General features: G+C 41.9%; 14 protein-coding genes and 1 pseudogene. 11 read left to right on the forward strand and 4 right to left on the reverse strand.

Going from position 1 to position 19,959, the window contains the following annotated elements:
- A pseudogene (locus BLO53_RS08025) lies at positions 1-202 on the reverse strand (helix-turn-helix domain-containing protein); the annotation flags it as partial.
- A 181-nt stretch (positions 203-383) separates the two neighbouring features.
- Here BLO53_RS08025 and BLO53_RS08030 point away from each other — a divergent pair.
- The 7 genes from BLO53_RS08030 (at position 384) to BLO53_RS08060 (ending at position 8,150) form a co-directional block, all read left to right on the forward strand.
- On the forward strand, positions 384-890 hold the full coding sequence (locus tag BLO53_RS08030; RefSeq protein ID WP_092060380.1) for a DUF5104 domain-containing protein: 507 nt from the start codon (positions 384-386) through the stop codon (positions 888-890).
- 84 nt (positions 891-974) lie between these two features.
- Complete coding sequence (locus tag BLO53_RS08035) at positions 975-1,481, forward strand: DUF5104 domain-containing protein (RefSeq protein WP_092060382.1); 507 nt, start codon at positions 975-977, stop codon at positions 1,479-1,481.
- A gap of 34 nt (positions 1,482-1,515) precedes the next feature.
- Positions 1,516-2,076, forward strand: a complete 561-nt coding sequence (locus BLO53_RS08040) for an NUDIX hydrolase (RefSeq protein WP_092060384.1) — start codon at positions 1,516-1,518, stop codon at positions 2,074-2,076.
- A 78-nt stretch (positions 2,077-2,154) separates the two neighbouring features.
- On the forward strand, positions 2,155-2,937 hold the full coding sequence (locus BLO53_RS08045; RefSeq protein ID WP_026489479.1) for a Crp/Fnr family transcriptional regulator: 783 nt from the start codon (positions 2,155-2,157) through the stop codon (positions 2,935-2,937).
- Positions 2,938-2,955: 18 nt separating this feature from the next.
- On the forward strand, positions 2,956-3,690 hold the full coding sequence (gene pflA / locus BLO53_RS08050; protein ID WP_092060386.1) for a pyruvate formate-lyase-activating protein: 735 nt from the start codon (positions 2,956-2,958) through the stop codon (positions 3,688-3,690).
- Positions 3,691-3,918: 228 nt separating this feature from the next.
- Complete coding sequence (gene pflB, locus BLO53_RS08055) at positions 3,919-6,183, forward strand: formate C-acetyltransferase (protein ID WP_092060389.1); 2,265 nt, start codon at positions 3,919-3,921, stop codon at positions 6,181-6,183.
- A 206-nt stretch (positions 6,184-6,389) separates the two neighbouring features.
- Entirely contained in the window at positions 6,390-8,150 is a 1,761-nt protein-coding gene (locus tag BLO53_RS08060; RefSeq protein ID WP_092060391.1) for an MATE family efflux transporter, read from the forward strand.
- A 61-nt stretch (positions 8,151-8,211) separates the two neighbouring features.
- Here BLO53_RS08060 and BLO53_RS08065 read toward each other — a convergent pair whose 3' ends face one another.
- On the reverse strand, positions 8,212-10,233 hold the full coding sequence (locus tag BLO53_RS08065) for a right-handed parallel beta-helix repeat-containing protein (RefSeq protein ID WP_092060393.1): 2,022 nt from the start codon (positions 10,231-10,233) through the stop codon (positions 8,212-8,214).
- Between the two features lie 352 nt (positions 10,234-10,585).
- Between BLO53_RS08065 and BLO53_RS08075 the strand changes: the two genes are divergently transcribed.
- The 4 genes from BLO53_RS08075 to BLO53_RS08090 all read left to right on the forward strand — a co-directional run bounded on the left by BLO53_RS08075 (position 10,586) and on the right by BLO53_RS08090 (position 15,537).
- A complete protein-coding gene (locus BLO53_RS08075) occupies positions 10,586-11,641 on the forward strand; it encodes a LacI family DNA-binding transcriptional regulator (RefSeq protein ID WP_092060397.1) in 1,056 nt (351 codons plus the stop codon).
- A 53-nt stretch (positions 11,642-11,694) separates the two neighbouring features.
- Positions 11,695-12,603, forward strand: a complete 909-nt coding sequence (locus BLO53_RS08080) for an ABC transporter permease subunit (RefSeq protein ID WP_242875344.1) — start codon at positions 11,695-11,697, stop codon at positions 12,601-12,603.
- Positions 12,600-13,580 (forward strand): carbohydrate ABC transporter permease, encoded by a 981-nt coding sequence (locus BLO53_RS08085; RefSeq protein ID WP_330365699.1) that lies wholly within the window; start codon positions 12,600-12,602, stop codon positions 13,578-13,580. Before BLO53_RS08080 ends, BLO53_RS08085 begins: the two co-directional genes overlap by 4 nt.
- 169 nt (positions 13,581-13,749) lie before the next feature.
- The gene (locus BLO53_RS08090) at positions 13,750-15,537 is read left to right on the forward strand and encodes a sugar ABC transporter substrate-binding protein (protein ID WP_092060399.1); all 1,788 of its coding nucleotides are present in this window, start codon (positions 13,750-13,752) and stop codon (positions 15,535-15,537) included.
- Positions 15,538-15,629: 92 nt separating this feature from the next.
- On the opposite strand, the gene BLO53_RS08095 is transcribed toward BLO53_RS08090, so the two are convergent.
- Together BLO53_RS08095 and BLO53_RS08100 are read right to left on the reverse strand one after the other, a co-directional pair.
- Positions 15,630-17,420, reverse strand: a complete 1,791-nt coding sequence (locus BLO53_RS08095) for a cellulase family glycosylhydrolase (RefSeq protein WP_092060401.1) — start codon at positions 17,418-17,420, stop codon at positions 15,630-15,632.
- Between the two features lie 95 nt (positions 17,421-17,515).
- On the reverse strand, positions 17,516-19,879 hold the full coding sequence (locus tag BLO53_RS08100; protein WP_092060403.1) for a glycoside hydrolase family 9 protein: 2,364 nt from the start codon (positions 19,877-19,879) through the stop codon (positions 17,516-17,518).
- Positions 19,880-19,959: the final 80 nt, after the last annotated feature.

The raw sequence follows: 19,959 nt of genomic DNA on the forward strand, positions 1-19,959 counted from the left end.
AAACTGTTGCAGGACAAACACCATTTGCTCTTGCACTTTGGCTGTAGGTAAGACGTTTGCCGTGGTTATTATCAAGATCCATGAGTACATGACACCTGCATTTAAGTGTCTTACAACTTGATTTCTTTTTTGAAAGTGAAGAAAGTGTATTGTACTCCTCATCAGTTAAGTAAATTGCATTTTTGTTGGGTTTTCCTGCCATAAGTAACCTCGCCGTTTTCTTTTAATTATAATGGAAAAGCCCAGCAATTAATAGCCTTAATTTAATTAAATATCAATTAGACAAGACACTAGCAGTTTTACTGATAGTTATATTATGTGGATGTGGGAATAGCAATTATGATATTTCAAGTAATAGACATAAAGGGAAGTTACAAACGTTTATGGATTATGATTTATATGCGGATGTGGTGATTGATCAATTGATAGAGATAATAAATGCCAGAGATGCGCAAAAGTTAAGTGATTGTTTTACAAAAGAGAAATCTGAAGAAAATATAACAAAATGCAATGCTGGAGAAATATTAGATTTTATCGAAGGAGAGGTGCTAGATTACGAAAGAGTTACTGATAGAATAAGGAAGTCTAATGGAGGGCTGTTTAGTAATCAATATGCTATTTTTTTTGTTAGAGTATATGATATAAAAACAACCCAAAATGAATATAGAATTTGTTATAACTATTGCTATTGTAATGGAGACCCTGACAAGGAAGGGATGGTTTCTCTAGGAGTGAGTACATTAGAGGATTACGACAAAGGAGCTGTGTTGTATTATGGAATACCAGGGTTGTATATATCAACTTGTGATAATGCGAATGATATTGAAGAAATAAAGACAAATTATGGAGAAAAATTTGATAATGGAGAATTAGTGCCGTTAGAGAATTGACTTATAGGAGTTATATTATGTGGATGTGGGAATAGCAATTATGATATTTCAAGCAATAGGCATAAGGGAAAATTGCAGGCTTTTGTGGACTATAAATTTTGCAAAGATGAAGTTATGAATCAGCTGATAGAAATAATTAATTCTGATGATATACAGCGATTGAATAATTGTTTTGCATATGATTATCCTTCAGTAAATGTAGCGAATTATGATGCGAAAGCTTTTTTAGATTACATTGATGGAGAAGTGCTTGAGTACAAAAAGTGTTCAGATAGGTTATCAAAAGCGAATGGCGGATTGATTAGTAATCATTATAGTATTTTTTTTGTTCGTTCTTATGATGTAAAGACTACAAATAATGAATATAGGATCTGCTATTGTTACTGTTATTGTAATGGGAATAAAGACGAGGAAGGAATGGTTTCTCTGGGAGTAAGTACAATGAATGATCATGATAATGGGGCGTTGATGTATTATGGAATACCAGGGTTGTATATTTCGACAAGTGATAACATATATGATATCGAAGAAATAAAGGCTAATTACGGAAAAATGATTAAAAATGGGAAATTGGTACCACTAGAGAATTGATAGATATTGAGGATGCACAGGAGTAATACCATAAATGAAATTCGAATATTTAGAAAAGAAGGAGCAGGGTAAATTTATAACAAGATATGACCTGCACTACAGAACAGAAGATGACAAGGAAAAGACTTATGAGATCATCAGTAGAAATCCGGATCTCAAGGACTTTGACGATATACATAATAAGAAACCGGATGCGGTGGTTCTTATTATGCATGATATGAGTGGTGAGAAGATACTCATAAATAAGGAATTCAGGATGGCTCCGGGAGCATGGGTTTATAACTTCCCGGCAGGTCTTATAGATCCGGGAGAAGTTCCGGAAGAAAGCGCAAGGCGCGAGCTCAAGGAAGAGACGGGATTAGACCTTGTGGCAGTAGATGATTGGATTGGTGAGAGTTATAGCGCAGTGGGCTTTTCTAATGAAAAGAATGTGTGCTGTGTAGGAAGAGCAGATGGTTCTTTTGCCAAGAGCTCATCAACTCTCGAAGAGATAGAGCCAGGCTGGTATACAAAAGAGCAGGTAAGGGAACTACTAAAAACTCAGCCCTTTGCGGCCAGAACTCAGGCATATTGTTATCTGTGGTCTCGTCAGTAAATGATCATTAACTATGAGTGATGCACGACACACATAGTAATCAGCAGCGATAAATACGGCATTCGTGGGTGAAATAATATGAAGGATAATAAAGAACAGACAAAGACAACTTCATATAAAGGAAAGGGTGTCTACCAGAATCAGGAAAGGGCAGAAGAACTAAAGAGGGGCATTATAGGCCTCAATATTTGTGAGGAGTGCGGCGGATTTTGCACTGAAAGCGTTCCTCTTATCGAGGGTCTTCCAGTAAATGCCCAGGTCAGCCTGATGGAGCACTCCAAGCATGCCAATCTCAAAAAAGGGAGCTATCTCTTTAACGAGGGTGAAGTGGTGGATTCTATCTGTATCATCAGGAAGGGCAGGGTTAAATTATGCCGCTATGATTCCCTGGGAAGAGAACAGATTATAACAATCCTGGCAGATCATGATATCATCTGGGAAGGAATGTTTCTGGATGGCAGTGTTTATCCGTATTCTGCAGTTTGTCTGTCCAACGCATCCATTTGTCAGATCCACAGGGATGATTTCATCAAGGTGGTAAAAGATCCAACCGCTGCTATGAATATCATTATTATGCTTAGTAAAAAACTCCATGATGCCAATGAGAGAAACATGCTTCTTTCTACAAAGGACCCAATGGCACGTCTGGCGGGCTTTTTGATGTATAGGGTAGACAGAAGCCCATCAGATGATATAGTATTGAAACTCGATGACATTGCGGCGAGTGTAAGTCTTCGAATGGAAACAGTCAGCCGCAAGCTTCGGGAACTGGAGAAAATGGGCCTTATCGAGAGGCGTGGCCACGCCAAGATCAAGGTTATTGACAGAGATGCACTTAGAGAGATATATGTATCTCAGTAAGATTAAAAGAGGTATTAGATGTTAAAAGGAGCAATTCATTCTGTAGAAACTTTTGGTTCAGTAGATGGACCTGGAATCAGATTCATAGTTTTTTTGAAAGGCTGTAAACTTCGCTGCAAATATTGCCACAACGCAGATACCTGGGATCCTCATTCAGATGATATGAGAACGCCGCAGGAACTTCTGGACTTTGCAGAGAGATATCGCGGCTACTGGGGCGAAGATGGAGGAATAACTGTAAGCGGAGGAGAACCACTTCTGCAGATAGGTTTCCTTATCGAGTTTTTTAAGATGGCCAAGGAGCGTGGCATCAACACTTGTATTGATACAGCACTTCAGCCTTTTGACCCTGATAGAAACAGTGAATTCTTTGGCAAGTTTCAGGAGCTTATGAAGTATACAGATCTTTTGCTGGTTGATATCAAGCATATAGATTGCAAGGAACATATAGAGCTCACAGGACTTCCTAATGACAATATTATAGAGGGCATGAAGTATCTGTCTGAGATTGGCAAGCCAATCTGGATCAGACACGTTTTAGTACCTGGAATTACAGATAATGATGATTATCTTCATCAGACAAGAGCCTTTATTGAGACCCTTTCAAATGTTCAGAAGATAGAGGTGCTTCCATATCACACCATGGGACAGCACAAATTTGAGGCACTTGGAATTCCTTATAAGCTTGAAGGGGTTCAGTCTCCAACAGCAGATCGTGTTCAGAACGCCACAAAGATTTTAAGAGGCGAGTGAGAAAAGTTGTCAATATAGCTAAAATGCTTAGAAACGAGATACCGAGTACGTTTGTACTTGATACCTCGTTTTTTTATCGAAAAAATATGTGTAGAAATTGTGAATTATTTACCAAATTTGATTACAATCAAGGTTTAGGCTTTTCTATTTTGCTAATATACTCAACGGTAAATATAAGTGACAATATTTTAACAATTCATGTTAAATATTTGAGAAGGAGTTTATATTATGAACGAAGCATGGAGAGGGTTTAAAGGAACCCACTGGCTGGATGATGTAAACGTAAGAGATTTCATCCAGAACAACTACACACCATATGATGGAGATGAGAGCTTCCTTGCTGATGCTACAGATGCTACTAACAAGCTCTGGGGCAAGCTTCAGGAGCTTCAGAAGCAGGAGCGTGAAAAGGGCGGTGTCCTTGAGTGCGAGACAGAAGTTGTTTCTAGTCTTACAGCTTACGGTCCTGGATATATTGATGAGTCTATGAAGGATCTTGAGCAGATCGTTGGTCTTCAGACAGACAAGCCTCTTAAGAGAGCATTCATGCCTTACGGCGGAATCAAGATGGCTGAGGAAGCTGCTGAGACATACGGCTACAAGGTAAATGAGAAGTTCCACAAGATCTTCACAGAGTACCACAAGACACACAACCAGGCAGTATTTGATGCTTACACACCTGAGATGAGAGCTGCCAGACACAGCCACATCGTAACAGGTCTTCCAGATACATACGGACGTGGACGTATCGTAGGCGACTACAGAAGAGTTGCTCTTTACGGTATCGACTACCTCATTGCCAAGAAGCAGGAAGATTACAACAACTGCGGCGATGGAACAATGCTTGATCACATCATTCGTCAGAGAGAAGAGATCTCAGAGCAGATCAGAGCTCTTAAGGGAATGAAGGAAATGGCAGCTGTTTACGGCTTCGACATTTCACAGCCAGCTAAGAACGCTAAAGAGGCTGTTCAGTGGCTTTACTTTGGATATCTTGCAGCTATCAAGACTCAGAACGGTGCTGCTATGTCTGTTGGACGTGTTTCAACATTCCTTGATATCTATATCGAGAGAGATATTAAAGAGGGAACTCTTACAGAGTCAGAGGCTCAGGAGCTTATCGACCACATGACAATGAAGTTCAGAATGGTTAAGTTCGCTCGTATTCCTTCATACAACAACCTCTTCTCAGGTGACCCAGTATGGGCTACTCTTGAGGTTGGTGGACTTGGTATGGACGGACGTCACATGGTAACCAAGAACGACTTCAGATTCCTTCATACACTTGAGAACATGGGACCTTCACCAGAGCCTAACCTTACAGTTCTTTATACTTCAAAGCTTCCAGCTACATTCAAGAAGTATGCTGCTAAGATCTCTGTTACAACATCTTCAATTCAGTACGAGAACGATGATGTTATGAGACCTATCTGGGGCGATGACTACAGCATCTGCTGCTGCGTATCTGCTACACAGACTGGTAAAGAGATGCAGTTCTTCGGAGCTAGAGCAAACCTTGCTAAGTGCCTTCTTTACGCTATCAACGGTGGTAAGGATGAGAAGTTCCTTACAAAGGATGGCAAGCACATGCAGGTTGGACCTGAGATGGCACCTATCACATCAGAGGTTCTTGATTATAACGAAGTTATGCACAAGTATGACATCATGATGGATTGGCTTGCAGGACTTTATGTAAATATCCTCAACCTTATCCAGTACATGCATGACAAGTACTACTATGAAGCAGCTGAGATGGCTCTTATCGATACAAACGTAAGACGTACATTCGCTACTGGTATTGCTGGTTTCTCACACGTTGTTGATTCACTTTCAGCTATTAAGTATGCTAAGGTTACAACAGTTCGTGATGAGTCAGGCCTTGTTGTTGATTACAAGGTAGAGGGAGACTTCCCAAGATATGGTAACGATGATGAGAGAGCAGATGAGATCGCTGTATGGCTTCTTAAGACATTCATGAAGAAGGTTGAGAAGCATCACACATACCGTGATTCAGAGCCTACAACATCTATTCTTACAATCACATCAAACGTTGTTTATGGTAAGGCTACAGGTGCTACACCTGATGGAAGACCTGCTTACGCTTCATTCGCACCTGGTGCATCACCATCTTACGGTGCTGAGAAGAACGGCCTTCTTGCTTCACTTAACTCTGTTGCTAAGATTCCTTACGAGTACGCTCTCGATGGAATTTCAAATACACAGACAATGAACCCTAACGCTCTTGGTCATGATGACGAGGAGAGAGCTAACAAGCTTGTTAGCGTACTTGATGGTTACTTCAACCAGGGTTCACATCACCTTAACGTTAACGTATTTGGTAAGGAGAAGCTTATCGATGCTATGGAGCATCCTGAGAAGCCTGAGTATGCTAACTTCACTATCCGTGTATCAGGATACGCTGTTAAGTTCATCAACCTTACTAAGGAACAGCAGCTTGACGTTATCGCTCGTACATGCCACGAGGCACTTTGATCGATAATATCTATATATTGAGTTAATACTTCTACTAAATAAAAGAGATGAGACATTTGCAAATTTGCAGATGGACTCATCTCTTTTTACGTCTAATAGGGGTAAATTTAACTGATATTTATGCCGAAATAATAAATATATGTGCTGGTGTATTTTTTGATTTGGGTAATACACAAATGATCGAAAACAATTAGAGGAAAATAAAAATGAAGGAATCCATGGGTAGCAGATTGTTTTTTAAGCTTTTACCTGTTCAGATCATGATAGTGGCGATGGGATCGATTAATTCCATTGTGGATGGCGTTATTGCCGGGAGATTTATTGATGCCACAACCGTTGGCGTTATCGGCCTCTTTGGTGCAGTAAACTTTGTGCTATCGGCGATTGGGTCTGTCCTATTAGGAGGTAGCTCAGTTTTAAGCGGGCGTTATATGGGAAGCGGTGACCTGGACAAAACCAGGGGGATATTTTCCTTGAACATAACAATTACAACAATAATTGGTATGGTTGTAATGCTGATAGGTTTTGCTATACCTAAGGTAGTAGCAGATATCTGCGGTGCTAATGCGCAGCTTCGTGATACACTTGCTCTATACATAGTCGGTTTTTCATTTGGAATTGTTCCGCAGCTACTGGCTCAGCAACTGTCTGCTTTTCTGCAACTGGAGAGACAGAGTAAGAGAAATTATATTGGAGTAGCAGCTATGATCATATCCAATATAACTCTGGATATAGTTCTGGTTGTAATTTTTAATATGGGAATATTGGGACTTGCCCTTTCTACAGCGATTTGTAACTGGATATATTTCCTGGTACTTGTTACTTATTACATCTTTGGAAATGCTCAGCTCAAATATAATAGGAAAAATATTTTGTGGAGTGATACAGGAGAACTTATAAAGATAGGATTTCCTGGAGCATTGCTTGTTTTTTGCCTGGCTCTAAGAGATCTGGCACTTAACAGAATTGTATTAAATTATGCAGGACAGGATGGTCTTTCTGCGAAGTCATCTCTGGGAATGGTTGGAGGACTATTTATTGCATTATGTCTTGGGACTGGTGCAGTTGTCAGGATGCTTGCTAGCGTCAATGTTGGAGAAGAGGACAAGGACGCTATAAAGGAACTAATTAAGATAGCCAGTACAAAAGCCTTATTATTGTCAGTTCTGATAACGGTAATCGTGCTTGCAATTTCAGGGTTTGTTGTAGGATTATTCTTCCCTGATAAAACTTCTAATGTCTATAAGCTTGCATATCAGTATTTTGTAGTGTATGACCTCTCTATTCCGCTTATAATCGTGGTTCAAATTCAAACCAATTATCTGCAGGCCATGAAACAGAATATTTGCGTTAATATATTCTCAATCATTGATGGATTTGTAAGCGTTGTATTGCCCTCTGTAATCCTTGCACCGATTATTGGCATATTTGGTGTCTGGCTGGCAACACCAATAGGAATTGTTATTTCAGCTGTTGTTTATCCAATCTATGCCATTATTTTCTGGCGCCGGGTTCCTCAAAATATAGATGAATGGCTCCTGTTTAAGAAGGACTTTGGAGTTTCTGATGATGACAGAATAGTATTTAACGTAGAAAATGCAAGTGATGTTTCTTCTACAGCTCAGAAGGCTCAGGAATTCTGCACAGAAAAGGGATTTGATAAAAAGACTGCGATGTATTCAGCACTGTGTCTTGAAGAAATGACTAGAAATGTAGTAGAACATGGCTTTACCCATGATAAGCAAAAACACTATCTGGATGCGAGGATAGTCAAAAAATCTGATGAGATCGTGCTGAGAATCAAAGATGATTGCGCATCCTTTGACCCAGTTAGTATGGCGGATCAGATAAGTCCGGAAGATAAAACAAAGAATATTGGACTTAGAATGGTCATGAAGCTTGCTACCTCTGCAAGTTATCAGAACCTTCTAGGGTTAAACGTTATGACTATAACAATAAAGCAATAAAAAGAACTGGCAATTGCACTATTTAATTAAGCGCAGTTGCCAGCTTTTTTCTTTTACCTATTCATCTAAGTTCGAGTTTTTTAAAAACAAGGAATTCTTTGCTTCCTACTGATGAAAGTGGTCCTGGAATAGTATCAGATGACCTGTGATTGCCCAGGAAATCCCTGTCAAATGTAATAGGAGTTCCATCGGTATTTTCAAATCTCTGCTCAGGCTCAAAGGCTTTTCCAAGGGTGTCAGTTGTGATGATGCCATCGAGTAGATCTCCAAGAGCTTTTCCATAATTTGTCTTCAGATACCAGTCTCCATCTTTTTCCTTAATCTCTACAGTGACTTTTGCCTTCTTATCTTCCAGATGATTCTTTTTCTTTTCATGTTTAGAGACAGTAGCGCCGCCAAAGTAGGCGTTTCCTTCAATCCATACAGGGAGATGTCCAAAGTGTGCCTCTGCAAGGCCGCCCATATCAGGGTTCTTTGTAAAGTCAAACTGACTGATCCATTCCTCGTAGGAAGGGAAGATGTCAAAAGGCTTGGTTCCAACTACTTCATATTCAGAATCAGCAGGAGTTTTCTTCTTGTCAGTTATTGGATGCTGCTGGATAAATACGTTGTTGTAAATCCTGTCATCACCGTGGAGGATTGTCATAAAGCCGGCAACCTCAGTCCTGTGGCGGATGTGGTAAGGAGTATAGCGAGGCTCTCTCTGACCGTTAACAACGCTGTCTACACCTGAGTTTACAAGGGCAAAACCACCAAGGATCAGATTGTGGATAACTGCAATACCCTCACTTGGAATAGTTACTGCTGTAGGTGACAGAAGTATGTTGTTATCAATAAGTGTAGGGCCATGACCAACTTCAATGAAAATGTCCGTTGAGAACATAGCGCCTTGTGCCTGTTTAAGGCCGCCATGTCTATAGTTGTCGTGCATAAGGTTCTGGCTGATGCGTGCTCCCTGAGCCTCCCAGTCAAGCCATACACCCTCTATGCAGTGGTGAATATGATTTCTTCTTATGGTTACATCAATTGCAGCATGGAGCTTGATTCCGGCGGTCTCTGCTCCGCCAAGCTGTTGTGAAGTGCAGATATCGTGAATCTCGCAATCCTCGATTGTTGAGAAAACACCGCCCATTCGACCTACAATACCTGTCTGCTCGCAGTGATGTACATGACAGCGGCGAATGATATGGTGGCCAACTTTTTCTTTTAACCAGCCGTGATACTGACCTCTGCAGACAGCGTCACGCTCCATCTGAGTAGGGCTCTTTACATGGTTCTTGGTAAAATACATATCATTTTCGGGGTCCAGATATTTGCCAAGAGAAATTCCACAGCATCTGCTTCCATAAACTTCGCAGTCCTCAATTATCCAGCCCATGCTCCAGTGAGGACCAATCATTCCGTCCTGATAAGCAGCGGGCGGAGCCCAGGTTGTAGCAGCTTTATTGATGTTAAAGCCGCTTACAGTGATGTAGTTGACGTGATTCTTGGTAGGCATAAAGACATTGCGCCTTACACTGATCTCGACCTTCTCCTTGTTTGGATCAAGTCCCTGGAAATTGGCATAAAGAACTGTCTCATTTGTCTTTTCATCCTGCTCTGTGTACCAGAGATATTTACAAGCTTCCTGATCCCAGGCAAGAGGATCACCCTTTCCCTTCTGGCACTCTTCCAAGGAAGAAGCTTCATACATCATGTTGTCATTAACAAAAACTGAACCTGTATGTCTGATGATAGGAGAGAAGTACCAATCGCCATAAACCCTTTCCACATATGGGTTATAGGCGCCAAACATAGTATTGCTAACGCGTACAGTCCAGGTATTTCCCTTAACCTTTTTCCAGCCAGAAACAAGTTCTGCACCTGTAATAACAGCTCCCAAAGGCTCCAAAGAGCGGTAGACAATGGGGCTTTCCTTGGTGCCGGCATTAACAGGGATAACGTGCTCTCTGTACACACCTGGCTTAACTATGACTTCATCACCGGCTACAGCGATCTTTGCAGCATCGTTGATATGCTTAAAAGGCCTTTTTTCGCTTCCATCGCCATCTCTAAAAGCTGCGGAATCTACGTAATAAATCATGATGGTCCTCCGAAAATGTGCTTGGGTCCATAGGAATGTAGAGAATGAAGCCTGCACATATTAGTTTAACGATAAACACACCGTATTTAAGCGCAATTGTCTATTATTATTGCAATATTTACGTGGATATCGTTGTTATTAGTAACTTATTTCATATTATTGTTTTATTATTTTTGTGTCAAAGTCAAATTGCACAAAAGTTTCTAGTGAAAATTGTATTTGCTGTACAAATTGATAAAATGTATTGACAATTATGGCCCGAGGAAACTATAGTAAAATTAGTTTAACGATTTACCATTCATAACTAAACAACGCCGTTAATTTATATACGGCATAGTTTCAAGGAGAACTAATGGTAACCCTAAAAGAAATTGCAGAAGCATGCGGTGTTTCTGCAACTACAGTATCCAACGTAATAAACGGGAAAGCTAAGACTAGCGAGGAAACCAGACAGAGGATATTGGAAGTCATTAAGGAAACTGGATATAAGCCCAATATCATGGCAAAGGGCCTTAGGATCAAAAGAAGCAGAACCATCGCTCTTATTGCCGAAGATATTGCACAGTTCACGTCTCCAGCAATTATCGAGAGCATAATGGAAACCTGTGAGAAGCTGGACTACAGGGTTGTTGTTCACAACCTGCGATTGTATGACAGATGGCAGGATACCTGGTATGGGCGAGACGACGAATATCATTCAGTTATTGATCCTGTCATCAAGGATGTTATGTCAGCTCAGGTTGACGGAATCATCTATGTGGCTGGACATGCCAGAATTATCAAGACTTTCAATAAAACCACTGAGCTGCCTGTTGTGATGTGCTATGCATACTCAGAAAGCCCAATGATTCCTTCGGTAGTCATAGACGATGAGCAGAGTGCCTATGAAATGGTGTCATATCTTATAAGACATGGACATGAGAAGATAGGCTTTGTTGGAGGCCGCATTGATAACATCCACACTGCTCAGAGACTTATGGGTTATCAGAAAGCTGTCTTTGAAAAAGGACTTTTGTTCGACCCTAAGTATATCTACTACGGGGACTGGTCTAGAAAGTCAGGTTATGAAGGTGCAGAGAAACTTGTACCGCAGGGGGTTACAGCTCTTTTTGGAATTTCAGACATGATGACAGGCGGAATATATGACTACCTGTATGAGAAGGGGATCTCTATAGGAAAAGATATATCGGTGGTCGGATTTGATAATGAGAGCATTTCAGCGTTTTTCAGGCCACAGCTTACAACTACAGAACTTCCACTAAGAGAGATTGGCAAAAAGTCTGCGGAACTACTTCTGGATAAACTTGAAAGTCATGCAAAAGGGGAATTGCATAGTGGAGACAAGCCAGAGGTTTACAAGATTCCATGCAAAATGGTGATCAGACAATCCGTGTGTGAAAAAAAGTAAGTGGAAAATTTTTTACCTGTTTAGTTTAACGTTAAACCAAAGGAGGAGTAGGGGTGTCTAAGAAAAAGGCGTATTCAATTCAGTTATTCTTAATGGTTTTACCATTCATTATTTTAGTTCTTTTGTTCTGCTATTATCCTCTGTACGGATGGCTTTATGCATTCTATGATTACAAGCCGCCAAAGACGCTGGCAAACAGCCCATTTGTAGGCTTTAAGTGGTTCGCATCACTTGTTAGCAGCCCTGTAAAAGTACAGCAGATAATCCAGGTTCTCAAAAACACATTTGCGATGAGCGGTATCACGCTTGGAACTAGCTGGCTTCCTATGATATTTGCGGTTTTCCTCAACGAGATCAGAGGTGTCAAGTTCCGTAAATTTGTTCAGACAGTAACCACACTTCCAAACTTCGTAAGCTGGGTAATGGTTTACTCAATTGCTTTTGCTCTTTTCAGCAGCACAGGTATGATGAATTCTCTTATGATGAAGGCAGGATGGATAGAACAGCCAATTCTCTTTTTACAGCAATCAGAACATGTGTGGTTTACACAGTGGCTGTGGCTTACCTGGAAGAACCTGGGCTGGGCAGCAATCATGTATATCGCGGCAATTTCCAGCATTGATGATGAACTCCTTCAGGCAGCCAGAGTTGATGGCGCCAACAGAATGCAGATAATCTGGCATATTACAATACCAAGTCTTTTGCCTACATACTTTGTACTTCTGGTCATCAATGTAGCAAACTTCCTAAACAACGGTATGGAGCAATACTACGTATTCCAGAACGCCTTCAACAAAGAATTTATTCAGGTTCTGGATCTTTATGTTTACAACATGGCCATGGGCAGCGGCGGATATTCAGTTTCAGTAGCAATCAGTATGCTAAAGAGCCTTGTCAGTGTTGTTCTTCTGGTAATCGTCAACGGAGCATCTAAGTCAATCAGAGGGGAGAGCATCCTATGATCCTGAGAAAAGATTTAGAAATTCCAAAGGTAGTTACGGAGAAAAGAGCCATGAAAAAAGAAATAGAGCAGAAAACAAAAATAAAGGTTAGCGCAGGTGACAGAACCCTTGAGATCATATGCTACATAGTATTTACGATAGCTGCATTCCTGTGCCTTTATCCTTTTTACTATATCGTTATCAACACAATAAGTGCCAATGATTTGAGCGCAAAGGGAGATATCCTCTTTTGGCCACAGGGAATACACTTCCACAATTATTTATCAGCCTTTAGGATTGATGGCCTTTTCCAGGCCCTTAAGATATCACTTCTTCGTACAGTTCTAGGTACTGGCTTTACAGTATTTGCATCAGCTTACCTGGGATTTATGTTCACTCAGGAAAAGATGTGGCTTAGGAAGGTATGGTACAGGCTGATCGTAGCAACAATGTATTTCAATGCAGGAATCATTCCCTGGTATCTGGTCATGAAGAGCATGCACCTTACCAACAACTTCTGGGGATATATTCTGCCAGCAATCGTATCACCCTTTAACCTGATCCTGACCAAGACCTTCGTTGAGTCTGTGCCAAAAGAGCTGCAGGAAGCAGCAGAGATGGACGGCGCCGGAGTGCTTACAGTGTTCTTTAGGGTAATCATTCCAGTAATAAAGCCAATCATGGCTACAGTTGCTATTTTCTCAGCTGTAAATCAGTGGAATGCTTTCCAGGACACACTGCTTCTTATGACAGATACAAAGCTCTATCCATTGCAGTTTGTGTTATATCAGTACCTGAATCAGGCCAGCTCCCTTGCATCCCTGGCTCAGAGTAATACAAGTACCTCTTCACTGGCGGCTGCAGCAGCAACCACCCAGACCACAACCAGTGTAAGAATGACCATTACAGTTATCGTAGTACTTCCTATCATGCTAGTGTACCCAATCTTCCAAAAATACTTCGTAAAAGGAATCATGATCGGAGCAGTAAAGGGCTGAAAACACTTGCCGAGGTATTATCGAGGCTAGTGTGAACGTCTACCGGATCACATGCTTGCATGTGATAGCGGTAGGTTCCTTGTAAAGAATCTCAGCCAAGTACATTTATATGCGCACAAACCGGTGGCGACCGGTATTAAGTGTTTTAAAAGAAAAGGAGGAAATGAAAATGAAGTTTAAGAAAATTGCATCTCTTGCTCTTTCTACACTCATGGCAGCATCTATGCTGGCAGGCTGTGGTGAAACTGGCACAGAGAGCACAGGAGGGGCTGCTCAGACTGAAACCAAGACTGAAACAAATACAGAGACAGCTTCTACAGAGACTGCAGGAGGCGACACAGCCGCTGCTCCAGCTGCAGCTGACCACTCATCAGAATACACCGTAGATTTCTACGATGTAGCAGCTAATTTCCAGGGCGTTCAGTCCGGATGGTATGGAAAGATTGTAAAAGATAAGTTCAACATGGATCTTAACATTATAGCACCGCAGGTTTCTGGTGATGGCGCAGCTCTTTATCAGACACGTTGCGCTGCTGGTGCTCTTGGAGATCTTATTATTCTCGACAATGCAGATGCTCAGGAATGCGTAGAGTCAGGACTTATCCATGACCTTACAGATGTTATCGAGCAGTATCCAAACCTTGCCAAGTTTATGCCTCAGATCAAGCAGTTCAACTCAATGATGGGAGACGGAACCAAGATTTATGCTATTCCTCTTGAGATGAACAACAATGGTCCTACAGCATACAAACAGCTTCACGTTTATTCATATCCTCGTATCGGATGGGATATGTACAAAGAAGCAGGTTCACCAAAGCTTAATAACCTTGATGACCTTCTTAGTGTCCTTAAGGACATCCAGACAGCACATCCAAAGAATGATAAGGGTGATCCTGCATTTGCTATCAGCCTTTGGAAAGACTGGGATAGCCAGTACATGGAGTGCGTAGCTCAGCTTACAAAGTGGTATGGACAGGAAGTAAACGGATCAGTTCTTATTGGAACAGATAATTCTATTGCTCCTCTTACAGACAAGGATGGCGCATACTACAAGATGCTTAAATTCTTCTATCAGGCTAACCAGATGGGACTTGTAGATCCTGACTCAGCTACACAGGACTGGAACTCAATGGTTTCTAAGATGCAGGATAAGAGAGTATACCTGTATTGGTACAGCTGGCAGTATGGTTTCTGGAACACACCAGCAAAGGGTAACGAAGGAACAAACTACATCGAGATTCCTGTAGCAGATACAAACCTTTACCAGGCTTCTGACACATACTACGGCGATGGTCGTGTTCTCTGTGTTGGTTCACAGGTTTCAGATGAGAACTTTGCAAGACTTATGGAGTTCCTTGACTGGTACGCTTCTCCAGAGGGAGTTCAGATCCAGCATGGCGGTACAGAAGGACTTATCTACACAGTAGAAAATGGTAAGTACAAACTCACAGAAGATGGTATCAACAGATTCTCAGCAGAAGTTGCTGTTCCTGAAGATCAGGGCGGCGGAAACTGGAATGATGGTAACAACCAGATCAACCAGTGGATCGTAGCTTCTTGTGATGTTAACCCAGATACAAACGAGCCTTATGGAACAGATATGTGGTCATCAACAATCGAGATGAACCAGACAACAACCACCAAGGAGTGGACAGAAATGTATGGCGCAGCTGATGATGTTGAGTATCTTCTTAACAACAAGATGATGACAGTTGTTCCTAGTATCAACATTGCTCTTGCAATCGATACAACAGATATCAGCCTTATCCGTAAGCAGTGTGGCGATACAATCAAGGATGCTTCCTGGAGAATGGTATTTGCCAAGGATGATGCTGATTTCGAAGCTCAGTGGGATGCTATGACAGCTCAGCTTGAAGGACTTGGATGGGCAGACCTTACAGCTTTCGATACAGAAAAGTATCAGCCAATGCTTGAGGCTAGAAAAGCAGCTCAGTAATATAAAAAGGACATTATAAACAGACATAATAAAGGGCAACTACGTGTGATGCGTAGTTGCCCTTTTAAAATATATATTAACTAAGGGGTATTTTATCTATAATAAGCAGTTACTGTTTCGCCCTTTGATCCAAGAGGAATTTCGTGATCAAGTCCTACAAACTTGCCAGTCTTTGAATCGGACCAAAGAGTCTTTTTCATCATGTTGTACTTGGCGCTATCCCATGTTACCCAGTCGCCTTCAAGAAGTCCGCCTGTATCACCTGAGTTAGGATTGATGCACCAGAAGGTGTGGTTAATATGGTTCTTGGCGATGAATTCAGCCATGATGTTAAGGTACTTTTCATTGCTGCCGCCATCCATGAAGCCGCCCCACTCACCGATGAGAATAGGAGCGATTTCCTGATCCTGAAGGTAGAACCAGTTGTCATACCATACATCATCAAGAAGAGTCTTTTCTGAGAAGTCTTTCTTGAACCAGGACTGCTCATATACAAGTGGGCCGTAGTCATGAGGTGAATATACAAGCTGGCTCTGATATCTGCCAAGATCTACTGGAAGGTCTCCGGCAAGTCTTAAGTTTCCGCCCCACCAGTCGCCATAGTACTTGAGCTGATCTTCTGTAGCGTTAGGATCCTGTGTGCCTGAGTTATAGTCATAACCAGGTCTTGGAGTCTCTTCAATACCTTCTACCATGATAAGGAGATTTGGATTCACATCAAGGATTGCCTTGCCGCAACGGCTTGCTGCGTATCTCCAGTTGTTTTCATCTTTTGAATCATCCCACTTTGCAGAAACCTTCTCTGACTGAGAGAATTTGCCATGAGGTTCGTTCTTAAGATCGCAGGCAACGATTGTATCATCGTTTTTGTATTCGCCTACAAACCAGGTCCATCCTTCAATCCAGTCTTCTGTTGTAAAGCCCTTAGGACCGTACCAAACATTGTAGTTATGGCCAGAGTTGTTGGCATCTGCACTGTGGCAGTCAACCATAACTTTTATACCGTTTTCTTTGCACAGAGCAAGGAATACATCAAATACTTCTCTAGAACCCATATCTGAACCGTCAGCTCTCTTAAGCTCTGGGTTAGCATAGGAATTGATGTTTACTTTAACATTTTTTCCTGCCTTCCACTCTAAGAGAAGTTCAGTAGAAACCGGTACACGAACAAGGTTAATACCGTGATCAGCCATGCTCTCAACGGTTTCTTTCATGTTAGCACTCCAAAGGCCGTGGAATACTTTTTCTGAACAGTTAAATCCAAACCAGTTAGCACCAGTCAAATATACTTCGTGACCATATTTATCATATATTCTTCCGCCTGAAGTGTGGAGCCAGTCATCACCTACTACAGCCTCTGAATCTCCTGTGTGTGGATCTGGTTGAGGTTGTGGATCTGGCTGAGGCTCAGGATCTGGAGTAGGAGTTGGATCCTGCTGACCGCCGCTGGTAGAACCGTTTGTGATGATTTCAATTGTATTACCAACATGGCCAGTACCCTGGATACCAAATTCTACAGCCTGTCCGGCTTCTATTGTTTTATTCCAATCCATAGGAGTGATCTCGTAGTAACTGCCGTTTTCTACGATCTTCACATTCCAGCTGGAATCAATTCCAACATCATTTTTATTGATCTTAAGGGCCCATGAATCAGCTCTTTTACCGGTTTCGTTCTTGACCTTTATAAGAACCTGATAACCTGATCCCCAGTTATTTATTGTGTATTCAGTTGTTAAGCTTGTAGCTAAAGCGGAACTGGCAGCAGTGCCATTATTTGCTGCGTGAACATTAAGTGTTGCAAGGCCGGATCCGGTGAGGATCATAGCAGCTGATAATGTTCCTATAAGTGCTTTGCTACAAAGAAATCTTGTGGCTTTACGCATATTTTTCTCCTAGAAAACCTCTATTAGTTAAAACAATCCACAGCCTAAGTTGCAGTAGACTGTGGATTGTCCAGGTTTTGTGATTCTTTTATTTTTTATTTGCCTTCTGCAATGATTTCAATTGTATTTCCGATGTGGCTTGAGCCCTGAACACCAAATTCTGTGCTGCCAGATGCTTCAAGAGAAGCGTTCCAGGACATTGGAGTAATTACATAGTAGTTACCCTCTTCCTTGACATTTACGCACCAGCTTGAATCGATACCAACATCGTTCTTGTTAACCTTAAGTGTCCAGCTGTTGATTCTGGAATCAGAATCGTTCTTAACCTTTATAAGAACCTGATAGCCTGAACCCCAGTTGTTGATTGAATATTCAGCCTTAACTTCGCCTGATACTACAACAGGAGTAGGATCTGGATCAACAGGAGTTGGATCTGGATCTACAGGTGTAGGATCAACTACTGGATCTGGAGCAACAAAGCCTTCTCCAAGAACAAGTGTTGAGCCCTCAAAGAGCTGCATTCCACTTGGAGCTGTCATCTGATTGTTGCTTGTTCCGCCAAGACCCTTTACACATGGGCTGTTTGAGAAATCCCACTTGCCAGGAGCTGTGAATCTGAGCTGAAGCTCGCACTTGCACTCGCTCTGTCCACCAGGATAGATGTTTGCGCCTGCGAGATTAACGTCTACATAGTAGATACCAGCCTTATCAGACTCCTTGAACTCAGAAATCTGAGCCTTGTGCTGCTGATATGTTGTAGAAATCTTCATATCTGATGCACTGTATCCCTGTGCAAGAACATCACTAAGGTCAAAGAAGAGACGAAGTGTTAAGTTATCTGTTACTCTTGCTGGCCAAGCTGTGTGGTTCTCGATAACGGCCTTGATTTCAACGAAGTTGATCTTGTTGTTGCTGTCCTGAGCATTGATGCCGGCCTTGAGAACGAACTCAGCGCCGTCTGTCTGCTCGATTGCTGTAGGAGTTGTAACTGCTCCAAAGCCTGTCTTTTCGTACATGTAAGCGCAAGCACCTGTGAATCCAGCGTTGTAGTCACAAGCTACTTCGTTTGCAATGTAGTCACTACGATCATCCTTGTAGCTGTCGTTAGCTGCATTTGGTCCACCTACAACCGCACCAACAAGAGTATGTCTTGATGTTGCAGGCTCTGCATTGAGGTTGTTTGACCAGCAACCATGAGCTGCTCTGTGATGAGGATTCTTTGGAGACTGTGCATTGTAGCCAACCATGAAGTTCTGGCCTGAGCTACCAAGTGTATAGTTAACAGTTCTCTCAATGTACTTGTTAGCTTCTGCGATGTGCTGTGCATCAGCCTTCTCAAGTCCAACATAGATTGCATCTATGAAAGCCTGGTTGTTAGCATAACGAACTGAACCCCACTGGCTGAGGAATGAAAGTCCGCCAGGACTGATTGTTATAGGATTTGATCCAGCAAGTTTGCCATTCCAGCAGTCGATACTGTTCTCAATTGCTGTATAGTATTTATCTTTTCCTGTAAGCTCTGCAAGAAGAAGGCATGCTCCCATGTGTGTGTCATCCCATGACATTGTCCATGAGTAAGCCATCTCTGTGCCGCCCTGGAACTCAGTTCCAAAGTTCTCGGCAAACTGCTCAGCCTTTTCAAGATAAGTCTCATCGCCTGTTGCCTTATAGAGCCAGCATCCAGCAAGTGCAAGCTCATCATAGAATCCGCTGTAAGATGTATAGAATCCGCTAGCTGCTGTATATCCAGCATCACTCTTAGCTCTTTCTGCCATTCCGAAAAGAGTCTTAGCATGTGAAAGATATGTAGCGCTTCTTGCAGGATCTGTATCCTTTAATACGATAGAAGCAACTGCAAGAGAAGCAGCAGCTTCACCTGTAACACATGAACCACCATTTGCAGAGGTGTCATCAACCTTGAAAGAAGGTCTGTCCATCTTGGCTTCTACAAGCTCAGGAGCTCCCCAGAAGCCGTGATCCTTGCCGCCGTCGCCTACCTGATAGTAGTAGGTTCTTGAGTCAGGATTACACTTTACGAAATAATCGTTTGCCCACTTGATATCGTGGAGCATCCACTTAGACTGGCCAGACTGGCTATAAGCCTGTGGATTATTAAGATATGACCATCCAAGGATCATTGAAGAATAAGCCATTGGAAGGTTGAACTTAACGTTGTCGCCTGCGTCATACCATCCGCCTGTAAGGTCGAGACCATTGTCCTGACCATCTTTAAGGCCTGAATCAGCTCTCCAGTTTGTTCTTGAAAGTGTTTCTTCTGAAAGCTTTCCAGATTCCTGAAGCTGATAGAACAAAAGAGATTTAGCAAGCGCATCACCATAATTATAGTTACCAGCTGCCTCAGCTGTTACTGAAGGAAAACTTAAGCCAGATACTACAAGCAGAGTAGAAAGTGCCCCCACAACCACTCTTTTGCAAAAAGATTTTGTACCTTTATGCATTTTTACACGTTCCTCCTTAAGAAAGATTAGTTATTTAAACGATATCGGCGCGCACGACATCGTAAAAAACCATTTAAAAG

The organism is Butyrivibrio sp. INlla14 (assembly GCF_900102515.1).
Taxonomy (GTDB): domain Bacteria; phylum Bacillota; class Clostridia; order Lachnospirales; family Lachnospiraceae; genus Butyrivibrio.